This window comes from Embleya sp. NPDC059237 (assembly GCF_042754105.1).
Taxonomy (GTDB): Bacteria; Actinomycetota; Actinomycetes; order Streptomycetales; family Streptomycetaceae; genus Embleya.
Genome location: NZ_JBHZAE010000001.1, coordinates 1,624,612 through 1,643,431 on the forward strand (window position 1 = coordinate 1,624,612; position 18,820 = coordinate 1,643,431).

General features: G+C 72.4%; 15 protein-coding genes. 6 read left to right on the top strand and 9 right to left on the bottom strand.

Going from position 1 to position 18,820, the window contains the following annotated elements:
* Positions 1-637: 637 nt before the first annotated feature.
* The 6 genes from ACFXKZ_RS06915 to ACFXKZ_RS06940 all read right to left on the bottom strand — a co-directional run bounded on the left by ACFXKZ_RS06915 (position 638) and on the right by ACFXKZ_RS06940 (position 8,839).
* Complete coding sequence (locus ACFXKZ_RS06915; RefSeq protein ID WP_379997163.1) at positions 638-1,816, bottom strand: DegT/DnrJ/EryC1/StrS family aminotransferase; 1,179 nt, start codon at positions 1,814-1,816, stop codon at positions 638-640.
* A complete protein-coding gene (locus ACFXKZ_RS06920; protein ID WP_379997165.1) occupies positions 1,807-3,300 on the bottom strand; it encodes a hypothetical protein in 1,494 nt (497 codons plus the stop codon). The genes ACFXKZ_RS06915 and ACFXKZ_RS06920 overlap by 10 nt, the downstream gene beginning before the upstream one ends.
* A 99-nt stretch (positions 3,301-3,399) precedes the next feature.
* On the bottom strand, positions 3,400-4,488 hold the full coding sequence (locus tag ACFXKZ_RS06925) for a GNAT family N-acetyltransferase (RefSeq protein WP_379997167.1): 1,089 nt from the start codon (positions 4,486-4,488) through the stop codon (positions 3,400-3,402).
* A complete protein-coding gene (locus ACFXKZ_RS06930; RefSeq protein WP_379997169.1) occupies positions 4,485-5,588 on the bottom strand; it encodes a glycosyltransferase in 1,104 nt (367 codons plus the stop codon). Before ACFXKZ_RS06930 ends, ACFXKZ_RS06925 begins: the two co-directional genes overlap by 4 nt.
* Positions 5,588-7,492 carry an AAA family ATPase gene (locus tag ACFXKZ_RS06935; RefSeq protein WP_379997171.1) on the bottom strand — a complete coding sequence of 635 codons (1,905 nt, stop codon included), beginning with the start codon at positions 7,490-7,492 and terminating at the stop codon, positions 5,588-5,590. Before ACFXKZ_RS06935 ends, ACFXKZ_RS06930 begins: the two co-directional genes overlap by 1 nt.
* 147 nt (positions 7,493-7,639) lie before the next feature.
* Positions 7,640-8,839, bottom strand: a complete 1,200-nt coding sequence (locus ACFXKZ_RS06940; RefSeq protein WP_379997173.1) for a glycosyltransferase family 4 protein — start codon at positions 8,837-8,839, stop codon at positions 7,640-7,642.
* Between the two features lie 122 nt (positions 8,840-8,961).
* Here ACFXKZ_RS06940 and ACFXKZ_RS06945 point away from each other — a divergent pair, with 122 nt between their 5' ends.
* From ACFXKZ_RS06945 to ACFXKZ_RS06970, 6 genes are all read left to right on the top strand, one after another.
* Positions 8,962-10,095 (top strand): glycosyltransferase family 4 protein, encoded by a 1,134-nt coding sequence (locus ACFXKZ_RS06945; protein ID WP_379997175.1) that lies wholly within the window; start codon positions 8,962-8,964, stop codon positions 10,093-10,095.
* Between the two features lie 153 nt (positions 10,096-10,248).
* The gene (locus tag ACFXKZ_RS06950; RefSeq protein WP_379997177.1) at positions 10,249-11,370 is read left to right on the top strand and encodes an ABC transporter permease; all 1,122 of its coding nucleotides are present in this window, start codon (positions 10,249-10,251) and stop codon (positions 11,368-11,370) included.
* Positions 11,360-12,583 carry an ABC transporter ATP-binding protein gene (locus ACFXKZ_RS06955; protein WP_379997178.1) on the top strand — a complete coding sequence of 408 codons (1,224 nt, stop codon included), beginning with the start codon at positions 11,360-11,362 and terminating at the stop codon, positions 12,581-12,583. The genes ACFXKZ_RS06950 and ACFXKZ_RS06955 overlap by 11 nt, the downstream gene beginning before the upstream one ends.
* Before the next feature lie 6 nt (positions 12,584-12,589).
* On the top strand, positions 12,590-13,852 hold the full coding sequence (locus ACFXKZ_RS06960) for a glycosyltransferase family 4 protein (RefSeq protein ID WP_379997180.1): 1,263 nt from the start codon (positions 12,590-12,592) through the stop codon (positions 13,850-13,852).
* Positions 13,849-14,928, top strand: coding sequence for a glycosyltransferase family 4 protein (locus ACFXKZ_RS06965; RefSeq protein ID WP_379997182.1), 1,080 nt, complete (start codon positions 13,849-13,851; stop codon positions 14,926-14,928). The genes ACFXKZ_RS06960 and ACFXKZ_RS06965 overlap by 4 nt, the downstream gene beginning before the upstream one ends.
* Positions 14,929-14,993: 65 nt before the next feature.
* On the top strand, positions 14,994-15,440 hold the full coding sequence (locus ACFXKZ_RS06970; RefSeq protein ID WP_379997184.1) for a group II truncated hemoglobin: 447 nt from the start codon (positions 14,994-14,996) through the stop codon (positions 15,438-15,440).
* Positions 15,441-15,499: 59 nt separating this feature from the next.
* Here ACFXKZ_RS06970 and ACFXKZ_RS06975 read toward each other — a convergent pair whose 3' ends face one another.
* Genes ACFXKZ_RS06975 through ACFXKZ_RS06985 form a run of 3 tightly spaced genes read right to left on the bottom strand, consistent with a single transcriptional unit; the run spans position 15,500 to position 18,681 of the window.
* Positions 15,500-16,669, bottom strand: a complete 1,170-nt coding sequence (locus ACFXKZ_RS06975) for a glycosyltransferase family 4 protein (RefSeq protein ID WP_379997186.1) — start codon at positions 16,667-16,669, stop codon at positions 15,500-15,502.
* Positions 16,642-17,718, bottom strand: a complete 1,077-nt coding sequence (locus ACFXKZ_RS06980) for a GNAT family N-acetyltransferase (protein ID WP_379997188.1) — start codon at positions 17,716-17,718, stop codon at positions 16,642-16,644. The genes ACFXKZ_RS06975 and ACFXKZ_RS06980 overlap by 28 nt, the downstream gene beginning before the upstream one ends.
* 48 nt (positions 17,719-17,766) lie before the next feature.
* Positions 17,767-18,681, bottom strand: coding sequence for a polysaccharide deacetylase family protein (locus ACFXKZ_RS06985; RefSeq protein WP_379997190.1), 915 nt, complete (start codon positions 18,679-18,681; stop codon positions 17,767-17,769).
* Between the last annotated feature and the right edge of the window lie 139 nt (positions 18,682-18,820).

The window sequence follows — 18,820 nt, forward strand, 5'->3', positions numbered from 1 at the left end:
CGACCCGGGAAGCCCCCCGGCAGACCCAACCCGACCGCCCACCCACCCGCTCCTGCCGGCCGGGTCTCGCCGAGCAACACACTCGTCTCGTCGGGAGCCCCGCCTCTTGGAGCCCCGCACGCTGGCGGCGGCTGACCACCCGGCTCTGACCGGCCCCGGACCAGCCGGCCCGCAACCAAAGACGCCGCGCCCGCCGGAAACGCCCAGCCCACTCGGGAAGCCCCCTCGGCAAACTCGACCCGATTGCCCTCCTGCCCCGCCGCTGCCGGCCGGTTTTCGCCGAGCAACATGCCCATCTCGTTGGGAGCCCCGAGTCTCGAAGCCCCGCACGCCGGCGGCGGCCCACGCACGAGCCGGACCAACCCCGCACCGGTTACCCGGCAACCAGAAGCGCAACGGGTGCCGGGAGCGGCCGAGCCAATCGGGCAGACCCTCTGCCCGACGCGTGATCCCGCGTGCGTCGCAGCCGGTGTTCGAGCCCGATCCGGGGTGCCGGGTGGTGGATTCGGCGGAGCCGAGTCGGATACGACCCCGGCCCCCCGGCCCGGCCCGCGCCGAGGGCGGGCCGGGCCGGCCGGCGAATGCCGCCGACCCGACCCCGGCCGCCTCTCTCGACCTCGCCTCCGCCGCCCACCCCCTACCCGGCCGCCCGCACCTCCGCCGCATGCTCGTGCAAACGGATCACCGCCTCCGCCACCGTGTCGACCGTGGCCGTTTCCATGTGCGACCACAGCGGCAGTGTCAGGACCCGGTCGGCGATGTCGTCCGTTACCGGCAGACTCCGCGCCGGCAGGTGGGCGTAGGCCTTTTGGCGGTGTACCGGGGGGTGGAAGTAGCGGCGGGAGTCGATGCCCTCCGCCTTCAGCGCCCGCGCCAGCGTGGGGACGTCGAGGCCGAACGGCTCCGGGTCGATCACCAGCGTCAGGTCCTTCCACGTCGATACGTCGCCCTCGGCGAGTACCGGCAACCGCACACCCGGGACGTCTCGGATTGCCGTCGCGAATGTCGCGACCAGGTCGGTGCGCGTGCGTACCCGCTCCGGCAGGCCCCGCAGGGAGACCAGGGCCAACGCCGCGTGGAGTTCGGACATCCGGGCGTTCAGGCCCGGGAAGACGCAGTCGTAGTCGCCCGGGTTGCCGTACCCGCGCCCCAGTCGGCATGCCTGGGCCAGGCCCTCGTCGCGGGTCGCGATCAGGCCGCCCTCGCCCGCGACGACCACCTTCGTCGGGCTGAGCGAGAAGACCTCCGCCGCGCCGAAGCCGCCGATCGGGGTCCCGGCGCGCCGGCTGCCCAGCGCGTGTGCCGCGTCGTAGAGGAGCGGTACGCCCGCGTCGTCGGCGACCTGGGCCAGCTCCTCGACCCGACACGGGGTTCCGTACACGTGCGTGGCCATCAGCGCCGAAGCCCCGGACTCGGCCAGCAACTTCGCCGCGTCGGCCGGGTCCAGGGTCAGCGTGTCCGGGTCGACCTCGGCGAACACCGGCACCGCCCCGGCCCAGTGCGCCGCATGCGCCGTGGCCGAGAAGGTGAAGCCCGGCATCGCCACCGAGCCGTTGACCCCCATCGCCTGGAGCGCGAGCATCAGCCCGCTCGTGCAGTTGGACACCGCCACCACATACGGCACTTCGAGGTGCGCCGCCGCGGCCTCCTCCAACTCGCGGACCGTGGACCCGTCGGTCAGCTGACCGCCCGTCAAAATCGTGTCCAGGCGCCGCGCCAACTCCTCCCGCTCGGGCACCCGTACCCGCGTCAGCGGCAGGCCCTCCGCGAACAGCGCCGTTCCGCCGAGCACCGCCGGCTTGCCGGTCACCGCCATGTCCCATCCCCCCTGAATTCCCCGGGATACCCCGGATCCGTCGAACCTGTCCCCACCGACTCGGAATCGGCCGCGACCGGCATCGTCTGCCGCACGGGCACACGCCGCCGTCTCCGCTCCGAACCGCCGCCCTTCACGGTCTCGGTCCGTTCCGGTTTCGACACCGCGAGCAACACCAGCACGAACGGGAACACCTGGACCCGTTCGCGGGTGAGGATGCCGAAGTTGCGGATGTTCGCGAACGCCAGCGCGAACACCAGTGTGTAGACGATCACGAAGGCCACGTAGGGTCTTCGGATCAGCAGACCCGGAATACGTTTCAACCGGGGCAGCGCCACCACGAACAGGCCCATCAACACCACGCCTTCCAGCGAAGCGACCAGGGCCTGGATGTTGTGCGCCTCGAACGGGAACGGCCGGAACAGCACGGTCACCAACGACTGCGGCAACGCGGCCGGCGAGATCGCCAGCGCCGCCTGGTCGTCCACCGCCTGGGCCGAACCGCCCTGCGCGGTCTGCGTCTGGGTCTTGGCGATTACCTGGTTGGCCTGTGCGGCGCCGATGCCTGGCGTACCGAAGAAGGTGCCCACCTGCTGGAGCGCGAGCACGCAGCCCACCCCGAGCACCACGATGCCGAAGGCCGCGCGCAACGGGCCCAGCGCGGAGGCCTGTTGCGGCCGGTTGCGCAGCAGATACCCCACGCACAACCCGCACAGGAGCAGCACCGTCACGTGCGGTCGCACCATCGTGGTGCCCACCGCGCCCAGGATCAGGAACACGAACGCCCCGCGCTTGCGCACCAGAAGCAGCGCCACGCCGTAGGCGGCCATCCCCAGCGTGAACATCATCCACGTGTCCTTGCCGATCCCCGACGGCCAGAACAGCAGGGACGGCAGGAAGAACAGCAGCTTGCCGTAGCGGCGCCGATCGCCGTCCGGGTATGCCACGTTGAACGCGCGCCAGAACAGGTACAGCCCCCAGAACCCGAGCCACGAGTAGACCAGGTAGCCCGCGAGCAGGGACTGGCCGACGATCGCGTACACGATCCCGGTGACGATCATGATGAAGCCGGTGCCGATCACCTTGCGGCCGATGTCCACGGTGAAGTCGCCGTCCCGGAAGTGCGGCGCGATGGCCCGCCCGACCAGGTCGTAGGTCGCCGCGTCGGCGCGACCCTCGTAGAGCACGAAGGACATCCAGTAGCGGGCGAAGCACGCGAGCAGCTTGGCGACCAGTGCGCCGATCACCAACCGCCGTACCCACGGCGGCTCGTCGCGGGAGAACCGGGACAGCAACGGCACGCTGACGGTCAGCAGCAGCGGAAAGACGATCAGCGCGCCCCAGGTGTCGTAGGGGCGATACTCCATCGCCCACGCGAACACCGAGACGTAGACACCCACGGCGGCGAGCGCGAGCAGCGAACCCCACGGCAGCCGCGGCGAACGACCCGTCCACCGGGTGAACCACGCAAGTCGGGACGACAACGGAACTCCTTGCAGGAACGGCGAACCGGCGCGACGCGGGACGGCGGTGGCGCGCGCGGAACCGGCTCGGACCGGTCCGGCGCGGCATCGGCCGCGGGGTCAGAACACCTCCAAGTCCCCCAGGGAGAGCTGCCACGAGCGCAGGTCGTGGACGTCGATCGGATGCGGGTGCACGGGTCGCGCGACCAGGAGCATGCCGGTGCGCGGCGGTGTGGCGTAGCCCGCGTAGCGGGCCGCGCGGGCCGCCTCCGAGCCGCGCGCCAGGTGCGTCGCGACGTGATCGCACCCGGACATGGCCACCCCGGAGAACAGGGTGCGCGCGGTGTCCCGATCGCCCGGGCGGACCACCATCTGGGACAGCGTGAACTCGACCAACGGCCCGCGCAGGCGCGGCCGGCCGAACACCACGCCGGTCAACTCGCCGTTCTTGTAGGAGGCGACGATCCGGTAGTCCAGGCCCGGCGCATCCCCGTAGCGCCAGCGCAGGAAGTCGCCGGTGAGCGCGGTGCGCAGCCTGTCGTGCCCGATCGCCGCGTCGCCCGCGTCGGCCTCGGCGACCAGCTCGTCGAAGCCGATGGCGGCCCGGGGATCGGAGAAGAACTGACGGGCGGTGGGGAAGCGGCAACGGGCCGCCGGATCCACCGAGTTCCAGGTCTGCGAAGTGCCGGTCAGGTCACCCGAGGCCCGCAACTCCTTGAGCCCGCGCGCGAAGGCGAGCGGCCGGATCGGGTGCAGCGAGATCGGTACCTTCCCGACCTCCTGCCAGCCCATCTTCAGATAACCGGGCAGGCTGTTGCCGTTGGGGGTGTTGAACACCAGCGCGGTGTCCGCCTCGATCCGCTCCAGCAGATCCGTGGTCAGCCGGCGGAACAGGCCGCGGCCCTGCACGTCGGGATGGGTGGCGGTGTCCACCGCGCGCACCGCCCGGATCACCTCGCCGCCGAGGACGAACTCCCAGCGCAGGAAGAGCCGTACGGCCACCACGCGACCGTCGGCGCTCTCCGCGACCAGGCCCGGGCTGGCGCCGAACGGGTTGTCCCGATGCTTCCAGCGGAAGAACTCCGAGGTGCGCTCGCCGGTCGGCCCGCCGGACAGCGCCGTGCCCAGCAGGTCCAACACCCGGGGCTCGTCGTGTTTGCCCAGTTCCCGGACGGTGAAAGGCGAATTCCCGCGTTCCTGCCCACTCACCGCGACCCCTCCAACACTCTCGCGTACACATCCTCGATCCGCCGCTGGGCGCCCGCGACGTCGAACTCGGCGGAACGCTTGTGCGCCGCCTCGCCGCACGCCCGCCGGCGCGCCGGGTCCGCGGCGAACGCCGCCAGCGCGTCGCCGAACGCCCGGGGATCACCCGGCGGCACCACCACGCCCTCGATCCCGTCCGTGACGATCTCGGGCATCCCCCCGACGGCGGTCACCACCGACGGCAGGCCCACCGTCATCGCCTCCATCAACGAGACCGGCAGCCCCTCCTGACGCGAACTCAGCGCGAACACGTCGAAGGCGGACAGCAGCGTCGGCACGTCGCCGCGCGAGCCGGTGAAGACCACCGACCCCTTGAGGTCGACCCGGTTGGCCCGCTCGCGCAGGGTCGCCTCCAGCGGCCCCGAGCCGATCAGCACCAGGAGCGCGCCCACATGCCGCTCGCGGACCCGGGCATGCGCGTCCAGCAGGCCCAACTGGTCTTTCTTGGGCGTGAAGTTGGCCACTGTGCCGACGATGAAGGCGTCCTGGTCCAGGTCCAGCATCCGGCGGGCCCGCTCCCGGGCGCCGGGACCGGCGAACGCGTCGCCGAGGTCCGGGCCGTGATGGATCACCGTCGGGCTGACCCCGGGGCGCAGCCGGCCCGGGACGATGCTGTCGGCCACCGCCGACGAGACCGCGATCACGCCGCTGTTGCGCCGGTACGTCCACGCGTTGGCGAGCCGGGTGGGCCGCCGATAGCGCGGCCACATGTTGTGCTCGGTGTGCACGATCGGCACGCCGGCCGCCACCACGCGGGCGGCGACCGCCGGAACCGGCATGTGCGTGTGGATCAGCCCGTAGCCGCGCGCCCGCACCAGGGTGCGCAGCCGCAGCGGCCAACGCCGCCCGCCGCCCAGGCAGTGCACCGTGATGCCGAGCCCGCGCAGCGTCGGCACCAGCGCGTCCTTCCACGGCAACACGTAGGCGACCTCGACCTCGTAGCGTTCGTCGTCCAGGTGACGGGCGCAGTTGACCAGCAACTGCTCGGCACCACCGCGCCCCAGGCCCTTGGCGAGCCACAGGACACGAACGCGCTCTCCCATCAGCGATCCTCCGAGCCGAGTTCGACGGTGGACCACGTGTCGAAGTGCGGACCCAACCGCGCACCGTCACCGGCGCCGTTGTGCAGCGCCCGCTCGGCGGCCGACTGCACCCGGAAGCCGGCGGCGCCGTCCTCGGTCGAGGCGGGCGGCCCGGTGCGTTGCGAGCCGTGACCGTGCTCGTTCGACTCCGGCTCACCGTCGGTGAGTTGGTTGCGTTTGGCCCAGCTCGGCGCGGGCCGCTCGGCGTCCTCCTCCGGCTCGGTCGGCGTCCCGCCGGAGCGACCGCGCAGCACCAGGCCGCCGGCCGCGCCCGTACGGCCCACCGAGCCGATCCGCGACCCGCGCCCCAGGCCGCCGCCCATCGCCCCGGTCGGATCCACGCCCAGCAGTGCGACGCCGGCGATCGGTACCCCGGTCCGGGTCAACAGCTCGCCCACCCGAGACGCCTGATCGGCCGTCAGGTTGCCGCTGCGGGCCACCACCAGCATCGCGTCGGCGTGTTGTACCAGGTCGTTGGTGTCGTTCGCGTACATCAGCGGCGCGCTGTCCACCAGCACCACGTCCGCGTGGTGCCGGGCGCGCTGGACCACCTCGCCGGCGCGCAGCAGCAGTGCGGCCGGGTAGGCGGCCGGCGCCCCGGCGGTGATCAGCCGCACATTCGGGATGTTCGTCCCGCGCACCACGTCGCCGAGGTCGATCTCCTGCTCGGCCAGCAGGACTTCCGACATGCCCTTGCCCGGCTTGGCGCCCAGGTACAGATGGGTGGCCGGGTTGCGGAAGTCGCAGTCCAGGACCAGCACCGAGCGGCCCGCCTCGGCCAGTGCCGCGGCCAGGTTGGCCACCGTGCTGGTACGCCCGTCGCCCGGCTTCGAGGACACCACCAGGATCACCGGCGCCGGATCGCTGACCCGGCGCACCGGCATCGCGGTGGCCCGGGTCTGCCGCGGGTCGGCGCCGCCGAGCCGATAGGCGAGCCCGGGCGGGCCGGTGAGCAACAGCGCCGAACGCAGCGTGCGATACGCCTCCGCGACCGGGCTGTCCGGGCGCCCCGCGACCAGCACCGCGTGCCCGGCGCGCTGCCGGCGCGGGGCCCTGGGCACCTCGGCGATCACCGGGAGGCCGAACGCGTCCTCCAACTGGATCCGCCCGCGCAGCCGCACGTCCATCCGGTCGACCATGAGCGCGGCGATCAACCCGAGCGCGAGGCCCAGAGCCGCGGCGAGCGCGATCCGCAACGGCCGCGAAGTCGGCGCCAGGATGCTGGTGGTGGAGTCGGCCGTGCTCTTGAGGCCGTCCATCACCTCGATCTTCGGGTCGTTCAGCGGGTTGACCAACTCCTGCTGCTGCCCCACGAGGGTGGTGTACTGGGTCCGCTTCGCGTCGAACTCGGCCTGGAGGGTGGCGCGTTTGGTGGTGTTCTTGTCCAGCGCGTCGATGTCGGCCTTGAGCTTGTCCAACTGGGCGGTCATGCTGTCGGCCTGACCCTGCCGGGTCTTGCGCTGCGAGTCGGCGAACGCGGCCACCGTCTCCTGGGCCCACGCGCTCGCCAGATCCTCGGCGGCCTTGCGGCCGGGCGCCTTCGCGGAGATGGTCACCAGGCCCAGATTCGGGTTCAGTTGCGAGGTGACCTTGGCCGCGAGCACCGCCGGATCCGGGTTGTTCAGCCGCTTCGCCACCCGGCGGGCCACCTCGCCGCCGTCGGTCATCAGTTGCACCGGCGCGAGATTGAACTCCTTCGCCGAGTTCGGCGCGGGCAGCACGTTGACCGAGGCGGTCCACTGGTTGCCCGTGCCCTTGGGGTCCGATGGGGTCAGGATCAGCCCCGCGAGCAGTCCGATCGCCAGACAGGCGAGCACCAGCGGCCAACGACGCTGGAGAACGGAGAAGTAGCTAGAGGTTTCCACCGGTCCCCCTCCGGTTCGAGGTGCCACCGCGCGATGGGACCGCGGGGCAGGCCAAACGTAGAGCACGCGGGGTGCCGAACGACCCCTCGACTGTGCCGGAAGTGTGGAGATTCCGTCGAGATCCGACCCGCCGTGTTCGCGCGGCCGTCACCGCACCGGACCTGACAACCCGTCACGGCCCGCTCCGGGATCGAGTGCCCGGGCATAGAACGCGACCATCCGGTCGCAAACGCTGTCGATCGTGTACTCCTCGCCGAAACGTCGATACGCCGCTTCCGCGCGCATCGCGGTTTTCTCCCGCTCCGTCAGGGCCGAGACCAGCGCCGTCGCCAGCGCCTCGGGCGAATCCGGCGGCACCAGGGCCGCACAGTCGCCCGCCCCGGTGATTTCGCGCACCGGGGGCAGGTCGCTGGTGACGATCGGCGTCCCCACCCCCATCGCCTCGATCAGCACGCTGCCCAGGCCCTCCCAACGCGAGGGCAGTACGAACACATCGGCCGCGCCCATCAGATCGGGCACGTCGTCGCGATATCCCAGGAACCGTACGGGCTCCACCCCGTCCCGGGAATCCCCGGCCAGGCCGGCCGCCGCCTTCCGCAACGACGCGGTCTGCCCACCGGGCGGACCGGCCAGCAACAGCACCGCGTCCGGCACCTCGCGGCGCACCGACGCGAACGCCGCGAGCAGCACGTCCAAGCCCTTCTGGTATTCCTGCCGGGCCGCGGTGACCAGCACCGGCACGTCGGCGCCCAGGCTCAACTCGGCCCGGGTGTACGCCCGTCGCTCGCGCGCGGCGGCCAGCGCCTCGGGATCGCGTCCGCGCGGCACCACCTCGATCCGCGACCGGCGCACGCGCAACCGGCGCGACATCACTTCGGCCACATGCTCGGTCAACGCGTGGAACCGGCGCACCCCCTGCCCGCTGGCCGCGTCCAGACCCTGAGCGGCGCGCAGCTTCCACGGCCGAATCCCGGGCTGGGTACGCATCTCCGCCCCGTAGGAGGTGTTGACCAGGCTCGACACGACCGGAACACCGGTCGCCAGCGCGGCGATTCGCCCGGCGATGTCCGCCTCGTACAGGGTCGTGTGCACCAGGTCCGGTCGGCGATCGCGGATCACCCGCGCCAACCCGCGCACCGAACCTGCGCGCGAGCCACGATGCACCCCGAACAGCGACGCGCCCGCCTCCACCAACTCCGGTTGAAACCCGTCTAGATCCAGGAGATACGCGACATCGAGGGTGATGCCGCGCCGGATCAGTCCCGGAGCCATTGCCGCCGCCGCGCGTTCGGCGCCGCCGACCCGATCCACGCTGTCGATCACCTGGAGCACGTGCACTTGCCTCACCCCTGCCATCCCCCGCGCTCTCCCGACGCGGCCGTCGGTCACGGGACGCCCCCACCCCGCACCGCCGAGCATGTCATCGATACGCCCCCGGCGGGGCGGGATTCGTGACAACCTGTCACCCCATGGGGACAACGACCGATCGGCGTGGGGTCCTGCACGTCGTGACCGACCCCCGACGACGGGGTTCACAGGCGTTCGCCCACGATCTGGACGCGGCGCTGCGCGATCGAGGGCGGTCATCGGCGGTCGTCGCGCTGGCCGGTACCGGGGAGATGGACTTCCCCGTGCTCGGACCGGGGCGACTGCACCCGAGCACGCTGCGCGAACTGCGCCGACGGGCGGCGGGCGCGGGCGTGGTGATCGCCCACGGCTCGACCACGCTGGACGCGTGCGGGATCGCCCTCGCGGGCACCGGGACGCCGTTCGTCTACGTGAACATCGGCGACCCCCGACACTGGGCGCGCGACGCGCTGCGCCGGGCCCGGGTGGGGCTGTTGCTGCGCCGGGCGGCGGCGATCGCCTCGGTGTCGCCGACGGGTCGGGAAATCCTGCTGCACACCTACCGGTTGGCGCCCGGTCGGGTACGGGCGATCCCCAACGGGCGGCGTCCGGAGCGGTTCCCGCCACCGGACTCGACCGATCGGTCCAAGGCCCGCGCCGAGTTGGGGCTGCCGCCGGGCGCGACGGTGCTCGTCGTGGTCGGCGCGCTGGCCGTGGAGAAGCGCGTCGCGCTGGCCATCGAGGCATTCGCACAGCTTGTGGAAGGGGCTTCGGAGCGTGTCGAGGCGGCGCCGGACGGTGCCGAACTCCCGGTCTACCACCTGCTCGTGGCCGGCGAGGGCCCCGAGCGTGCGGCCCTGGAGGCGCTGGCCGCGCGCCGCGCCCCGGGGCGGGTCACCTTCACCGGCAACCTCGCCGATCCGGGCCCGGTGTACCACGCCGGCGACGTGCTGGTGCTCTCCAGCACCAGCGAGGGCGTGCCGGGAGTCCTGGTCGAGGCGGGCATGACCGCGATCCCGGCCGCCGCGACCGACGTCGGATTCGTTCGCGACGTGGTGGTGGACGGGGTCACCGGGGCGCTCGCCGAGGTGGGCCCCGGCGCCGGGGATCCGGCCCCGCTGGTCGCCGCGATCCACCGGGTGTTGGCCGACCGCGACGCGATGGGGCGTGCGGCCAGAGCCCGTTGCCTGGAACGACACGCGATGGAGACCGTGGTGGACGCGTGGACCGCGCTGCTCGACGAACACACGCGCTGACACCGCGGCGTCGAGGGAAGGATCGGGACGACGCCTCGGCGTCGAACGCAGGACTCGGGACGGGGCGTGAGCCCCGATTCCCGTACAGCCGAATGCGACTCGTGGGGAGATCGCATGTGCCAAGGTTGTTGTCGAACCAGGGAGGGGGAGTCCGTGGGGGAGTCTGTGGGGGGTGCCGTCGGCATGCCCGGCGACGGCATGAGCAGAATCGGCGATCTCGGCCGCGCGGCCCGGCATGCCCGACCCGGCGGCAGCGTCGACGAACCCGCCGATCACCGAACACACGTCAACGGAGCGCCCCTCGCGGGCCACGGGGGAGCGACCACGCCGACCATCGACAGTCGCACCGGCACCGGACGACACGCAGCGCCCACGGCCGGCGTCGGCAGCGGCACCGGCCGCATCGCCGCCGCCCAGGCACCCGATCCCGAGGTCAAGGGACCACCGCCGGAACTGCGCTTCAAGCGGCGCACCAGCCTGTTCCGCGGCATCCGGGAGTTGTGGCACTCGCGCGAACTCGTGCGCACCCTGGCCGAGCGCGACCTCAAGGCCCGCTACAAACAAGCCGTTCTCGGCTTCGCCTGGGCGATCATCACGCCCGTCCTGCTGATGCTGGTGTTCACCATCGTCTTCCAGCGGGTGGGCAACCTCAGCGAGACCGCGCACAAGTACGACGTGCCCTATCCGCTGTTCAGCTACCTGGGCCTGCTCCCGTGGACGTTCTTCATGTCCTCGGTCACCCAGGGCTCGTCCTCGCTGGTGTCCAACGGGCCGCTGCTGAACAAGGTCTACTGCCCGCGCGAGGTCTTCCCGTTCGCCACCGTGATCGTGGCCACCGTCGACATGCTGATCGCGTCGAGCGTGCTGGTGGTGCTGTTCGCGGCCTACACCACGCCGCCCGCCGCGACCATGTGGGCGTTGCCGATCCTGCTGCTCATCCAATTCGAGGTCACCCTCGGCGTGGTGCTCGTGTTGTCCGCGGCGGTGGTCTACTTCCGCGACATCCGACATGTGCTGCCGCTGCTCATGCAGATGGGCATGTTCGCCACCCCGGTCGCCTACGGCATGGACCAGATCACCAAGGACTGGCTGCTGCCCTACGTGATCAGCAACCCGCTCGCCGCGGTGATCGACGGCTACCGGCGCTCGATCCTGTACGGACAACAACCCGACTGGGAACTCACCGGTGCCGCCGGTGCATCGGCGACCGTGCTGCTTGTCGTCGGCTACAAGATCTTCAAGAAGCTCGAGGCGGGGATCGCCGATGTCGCCTGACCGCACGTCGACCGCGCTTGCGCCGGCCAAGCCGGGCACCCTCGCGCCGGGCACGATCCAGGCCGAACACCTGTGGAAACGCTTTCGCGCGGACAGCCAACGCATGCTGCTCCGGGACAACCTGGGCCGCATCGCGCGCAAGTTGTCCGGCCGCGACCAGGCCGACTGGCGCTGGGCGTTGCGCGACATCCACATCCACATCGACCCCGGCGAGGCGGTCGGCCTGATCGGCTCCAACGGGTCGGGCAAATCGACGCTGCTCAAGATGCTCACCGGCGTGATGTACCCCTACGCCGGCCGGCTCCAGGTGCGCGGCCGGGTCGGTGCGCTGATCGAGGTGCGCGCGGGCATCCACCCGGACCTGACCGGTCGTGAGAACGCCTTCCTGTACGGCTCGTTGCTCGGCCTCAAGCGAGCCGAGGTGGCCAAACGCTTCGACGACATCGTCGACTTCGCCGAACTGGGCACGGCGATCGACCGGCAGGTGAAGTGGTACAGCTCCGGAATGCAGATGCGCCTCGGCTTCGCGGTCGCCGCGTTCCTGGAGCCGGACGTGCTGCTCGTCGACGAGGTACTTGCCGTCGGCGACGCGCTGTTCCAGCAAAAATGCCTGGACCGGATGCGGGTGGTGCTCGAACAGGGCACCACGCTGGTCCTGGTCTCGCACGACCTGGCGTCGGTCGAGTCGATCTGCACGCGCGGCATCTGGCTGGAGCAGGGCGAGATCCGCACCGATGGCCCGATCCGGCAGGCGCTGCGCGGATATCGGGACAGCGTCGAGGAGGAGACGGAGGCGCGCACCCGCACCGACGAGGCGATCCGCACCACTTACGTCGACGTGCGCGGCGTGGACACCGCCGGTCCCACCACCAACCGGTCGATGGTCGTCGAGGCCGACTTCGTCGGCGACTTCCGCGGCTCGGCCACCGTGCACATCGGCGTCACCGAGGGCACCGCGAGCCCGGTCTTCACCACCCGCCGCGACGTGCGGTTCGGCCCGTCGGGCACCCGGGTCAAGTGCACCCTGGACCGACTGCCGTTGCCCCGGGGGCGCTACGCGCTGTGGATCGGCGTCTACGACGGCGACGGACATCCCCTGACCGCCTGGCATCCGGCCAAACAGTTCGACGTGGCCGGTCCCGAACTCGACACCCCGCCGCGCGCGGTCGTGCTCGCCGCGCCGGTCTACGTCGACCACACCTGGGAGGGGTGAACGAGCGTGCGCATCCTGGTGTGTCCGCACGACATGCAACTGGGCGGCAGCTCGATCAACGCGGTGGACCTGGCCCGCGCGGTGCGCGACCTCGGCCACGAGGTGTGGGTGATGGGCCGTCAGGGCCCGCTGCGACAAAGGGTCGCCGCCGCGGGCCTGCCGCTGCTCGCGCTGCCCGAGCGCGCGCACGTACGTCCCTCGCCCGCCGTCTCGCGCGCCATCGCGGCGGCGGTGCGCCGGCATCGCATCGACGTCGTGCACACCTACGAATACTGGCCGCTGGTCGAGGCGTTCCTGGGCGCGTTCGTCCCGCGCGGCACGCCCGTGCTGGGCACGATCATGTCGATGGGCAGCCTGCCGCCGTACTTCCCGCGCACCGGCGTGCCGCTCACCCTCGGCTACGGCGACCTCTACGAGGAGACCGGGGTGGTGCGCGGCCTGGAGGGTGCCCGCGTGCACCTTCTCGAACCGCCGGTGGACACGGCGATCGATCACCCGATCACGGAGGGGGCCGACGCCGAGGTCGACGTGGACGCCTTCGCCGCGGAACACGGGTTGCGGGGGCCCGCGCCCACCGTGGTGCTGGTCTCGCGCCTGGCCCGCCACCTCAAGCAGGAACATCTGGAACGCACCGTCGACGCGGTGGCCCGGCTTTCCCCGAAGTTGCCCGGGTTGCGGCTGGTGCTGGTCGGTGGCGGCTCGATCGAAAACGAACTCCAGGCCAGGGCCGCGGCGGCGAACGCCGAACTGGGCCGGCGCGCGATCGTGCTGACGGGCGAGATGGCCGATCCGCGACCGGCGTACGCATTGGCCGACGTGGTGGTCGGGATGGGCAGTTCGGTGCTGCGCGGGATGGCCTTCGGCAAACCCACCGTGGTGGTCGGCGAGCAGGGGTTCAGCAAACCGGTCACACCCGAGACGATCGGCGAATTCGACGGCCTCGGTTTCTACGGCCTGGGCGCGGGCCGGGTGCCCGTCGAACAGGACGCATTGGTCGACCAGTTGACCACGCTGTTGGACGACCGGGCCGAGCGCGAGCGCATCGGCGCCTGGTCGCTCGACCTGGTCCGCGAGCGCTTCGCGCTGGACAGCCAGGCGCTGCGGCTCGTGGACTGGTACGAACAGGCCCGCGCCGAACACCCGCCCGCCCGCGGTCGGGTCGGCGAGGCGGTGCGCGTCGGCGGACGTCTGGTCGGCTTCAAGGCCGGGCAGCGCGGTCAGGCACTGCGCCGGCGCACCCGGGGCGGGCGCGGAGCCTCGGCCCGATGACCCGGCCGGCGGGGCTGACCCTGCTGCACGTCGGGGCCTTCTCCGGGTCGGTGCCCGCGCTGTGCCGGGCACTCGCGGAGCGCACAGAGGTGGCCGTGCACGACCTGATGCCGCTGGCCCGCGCGCCGGGGCTGGCCGCCGCCCGGCTGCGGGCAGTGCAGGAGGCGCGGCGGGCCGGTCCCGGAACGCCGTGGACCAAGACCGGCGCGTGGACGGCGGCGCTGGACCGCCGGGTGCGCTCGCGCGGACTGCTCGACCCGGGGCGGCCGGTGCTGATCGTGCAGACGCTGCCCGCGCTGACCCCGCCACCGGGCGTGCGCTACGGCGTGTACACCGACCGGGTCGGCCTGGAGGGCGCGGCGGTCGGCGGTGTGCATCGATCCCGGTACTCCGACGGGTGGTTGGCCCGGGAGCGGCGGTTGTTGCTGGGCGCGCACCGGGTGTTCGTGATGGGGCCCAGCACGGCCGACGTGCTGGTGCGCGAGTACGGCCTGGCCGCCGATCGGGTGCACGTGGTCGGCTCCGGGACCAACGCCGAACCCGCGCCGGAGGGCGATCCCGGTTCGGGCGCCGCGGATCCGCCCCGGCTGCTGTTCGTGGGCACCCAGTGGGAGCTCAAGGGCGGCCCGCTCCTGCTCGCCGCCTTCGCCCGGCTCCACGCCCGCGACCCGCGCCACCGGCTGACGCTGGTCGGCAGCGGTCCGGCGGGGGAGTTGCCGGTCGGGGTGACCGCGCTGGGCCGCGTGCCGCACACCGCGATGGGCGCCGCGTACGCCGCCGCCGACGCGGTGGTCATCCCCACGCACATGGAGGCGTTCGGGATCGCCCTGATCGAGGGCCTGATTCGGGGGCTGCCGTGCGTGGCCACCACGGTCGGCAACCAGCCCTGGATCATCGGCGACGCGGGCCTGACCGTACCCCCGGGCAACGAGGACGCCCTGGTCGTGGCGTTGCGCCAACTGACCGCCGACTACCCCTCGTTCCGCAAACGCGCCGTGGTCCGGGGCGAGGAGCTGCGGGCGAGCATGACGTGGCCGACGGTGGCCGCGCACATTCTGGCGGAACTGCGCGGATAGCGGTTCGGTGACGGCCGGGCGCCGGCCGTTGACAGCCGCTTCGTCCCGGTCTGGGATGAGGCGGTATGGAGACGCTTTTCGAGCACGCGGGCGGACACGAGGGTCTGCGCCGGTTCATCGACATCTTCTACGGCGACGTGCTGGCCGACCCGCTCCTGCAGCCCCTGTTCGGCGCGGGACGCCCAGAGCACGTGGACCATCTGACCGCCTTCACCGCCGAAACCTTCGGCGGACCGGACGACTTCACCCGGACCATGGGCGGCTTCACCCATCTGATCGGGGTCCATCGCGGCCTGAAGATCTCCGAGGAACAGCGCCAACGTTTCGTCGACCTGTATCTCGCCGCGGCCGACAGGGCCGAACTGCCGTCCGACGAACCGTTTCGGGAGGCGCTGCGCTCGCACGTGGAGTTCGGCACCCACGTGGCCAAGCAGAACTCGCACGCCGAGACCGACGACGAACTGCACCCGCTGCGCGAAGTCCCGCACTGGGACTGGCCGCCGATCGTGTGAAGCCGGGCCCGGCGACGTTCCCCTCGCCGCCGGGCCCGGACCGATCCGCCGGGCAGGGCCTAACCCCGGCGCAGCGCGGCGCGTTCGTAGACCCGGGCGAAGCCGTCGAGCATGTGTTGCCGGGTGAAGCGGGCCAGGACCCGTTCCCGGCTCGCCGCGCCCATCCGGGCCCGGGTCTCCGCGTCGGTGAGCAACTCACGGCACGCCATCACCAGTCCGCCGCGATCGCCCGCGCGCAGCAGGCGCCCGGTGACACCGTCGGCGACGACGTCGGTGACCCCGCCCACCGCCGTGCCCACCACCGGGACGCCCGCGACCATCGCCTCGGCGACCGCGAGGCCGAAGCCCTCGTAGTGGGACGTGGACAGGAACAGGTCGGCCGCGTCGAACGCGTCGCCCAGCCGCGGCAGCGGTGGCACCACCCGCACGTGCTTGCCCACCCCCAACCGCTCGATCAGCGCCGGGATCTCCGGTTCCTGGCGGCCGATGATCAGGAACACCACCGGCGGCCCGGAGTCGCCGAGCTTGCGCACCACATCGGCGCCGACCCGCACCATCAGCGGGATGTTCTTCTGCGCGGCCCGGCCCACCCCGACCACCACGAGCGCCTCGGACGCGATGCCCAACTCCGCGCGCAGCGCGGCCCCGGCGGCCGGATCCGGCTCGTGGACCGGCACCCCGAGCGGGACCAGCGGGATACGCTCGGGCCGCCATCGCACGATCGCCGCCGTCGCGTCGCGCACGTGGGTCGAGTGGGCGAACGGCCGGAACCCGGCCGCCTTGACCATGGCGACCTCGATGCCGTTGGTCAACCGCGAGTGCAGGCCGTCCTTCAACGGCTCGTGCACCTCCATCACCCGGGGCAGCCGGGGGCACGCCAGCGCGGCGGGCAGCGAGAGGCGGGCCGTGCCGCTGTGCGCGTGCAGCACGTCCGGGCGCAACTCCCGGACCTTCGCCGCGATCCGCAGCCCCAACCGCACCTCGTCCCGGGGGCCGGCGGGCCCGGTGTGGTCGAGCGAATGCACCGTCACATTCGGCCCGAGTTCGCCGAGTTCGTCCTCCTCCCAGGCGGGTCGGGCGCTGATCGCATGGCAGTCGAAGCGCTCCGGGTCGAGCCCGGCCAGCACCTGGCGGCTCACTTGCGGGATGCCGCCGCCGACACTCAACCGCCACACCACGTGGACGAGCCTGATCCGCGCCTTCACGATTCCCCCCGCGCCGGTCGCCACCGGCGATCCCGGGCCCGGCGGGCCGCGGCCTTCGCGCCGAGGAGCGCGCCGGCCGGACCGCGGGCCACCAACCATGTCGTGTCGTATCGATCGGTCGCGCCGAACCGATGCTTGAACTCCTCGGCGCCGCGCAGGAAGTCGAACGTGGCCACCTTGCGCTCGGCCAACGCGGTCAACGTCTCGTGGAACAACACCGTGCCCAGGCTCGCCTTCGCGTAGGCCGGATCCCAACCCAACTGGTAGTACGCGAACGTGTCCAGCCACAGGAACCCGTACAGCACGCCCACCACCGCGCTCGCCGGATCCCGCGCCACCAACGCGCACGGCCCGCGCCCGGGTTCGGCCCGCGCCGCCAGCGCCGCGTGCAGCGGACGCCGAGAGGCGTCGAACGCGCTGGACGCGCCCATCGTGTCCCGGCGCAGCCGATGCAGCCGCAGCAGGTCGTCGAACACCTCCGGCGTCAGCTCGCCGGGCCCCGCCCAGGTGAAGACGACCCCGTCGGCCGCGAGCCGACGCGCCTTGCGCCGCACCCCCTGGCGGTGCCGAGCCGAGCCCAGGGCGTCCGGGTCGGCGGGCATCACCGGGCAGGCCGTGCGCTCGATCTCCCGTGCGCCGGGCGGTAGATACGGATCGCCCGTGCCCGGATCCAGGTGCGGGAAGAGCATGCTGCGCCGCCGGGCGAGTGTGGCCAGCCAGGCCCGTACGTCCTCGTGCCGGTGCGGCGCGACGGCGAACCCGCAGTGGTCCGCGGCGCCGATCCCACTGCCGAGCACGGTCCAGACCGGCACCCCGCCGGGCAGTCGGGGGTGCAGCCGCTCACGGGTGCGCAGCAGCGGTACGACCGCCTCGGCGGCGCCGTCGTCCCCGCGCCACACCGCGACCAGCACCCGCCCGGCCTGCTCCCGGCCCAGCGACTCGGTCCAGCCCAGCACCCAGTCGGGCGTGGCGAAGTACGACGTCCCGGGCGTCGCGGCGACCAGCGCGCGCCAGGACGGCACCAGCGCCGCCAACTCCCCGGGCGAGCGCAACAACGTGGGCAGAGCAAGCACGACGATCCCCCCGGACCTCGAAACCGACGCCGAACCGGACCCGACCCCTCACCGCCCGCCGCGCAACGCGTGCACGGCCGGATGCAGCCCGGAGACGATGGTGGCGAACCGATCCGGGCGGGTGTTCGAGCCGACCCGCAGGCGGGAGATCCGCAACGGGTGGTCGGGCAGCCGGGGCCCGAGCCGGTGGTCGAACAGGAAGCCCGAACGGTAGCCCAGTTCGTCGAGCAACCGCTCGGCGCGCACGTCCCAGTTCCCGTTCGGATACGCGAACGAACTCGGCGCCCGGCCCAAGAGCTTGGTCAACCGCTCGTGCGCGTCCACCACTTCGGCCCGCACATCCGCGTCGGAGCAGCGGTCGAGCAGCGGATGGGTGAGCGAGTGGTTCTCCACCCGGATCCCACCCGACTCCAGGGTGCGCAGGTCCGCGCCGGTCAACTGCTCGGCCGGCACCGGCTCGTGCCCCTCGCGCAGCGCGGCAAGCAGGCGCAGTCGGCGCTCCTGCGGCACGGTCTTGAGATACGCGACCCACCCGCTCGGTGACCGCTCCGGCTCGCCCGCGACCCGCGCTCCGGCGGCGACCAACCGGTGCGCCTCGTGCCACCAGAACGGCGTGCGCGAGTCGATCGCCGAAGCCACCACGTAGGCCACTCCCGGGATGCCGCGCTCGCGCAGCAGCGGCAGGCCGTGCTCCAGGATGCTGCGCTCGCCGTCGTCGAAGGTCAACAACACCGCCCGGGCGGGCAGCGGGCGTCGATCGCGCAGCGCCGCCTCCACCTCGTCCAGCGACACCGGCCGAGCGATCCGCTTGAGCCGGTCCAACTGACCGGCGAACACGGCCGGATCGGAGATCCCGTGATACCCGAGCACGGCCAGCCGCAGTCGGGACCGGCGGGCGAACCACACCTGCGCCGGCGACCGCCGCAACAGCGCGTCACCACCGCCCCGCAGCGAGGATCGCACCGACGACCCCACCGACGACCGCAACGTCCCCACCCTCGAACCGCCCACCCGCGCCTCCCCGGTCCCGCGGTTCCCCAGCCTCTCGGCTCCCGCTGCCGGAACCGTAACAGCGGGGTCACCTCCCGTCAGCCGGACACCG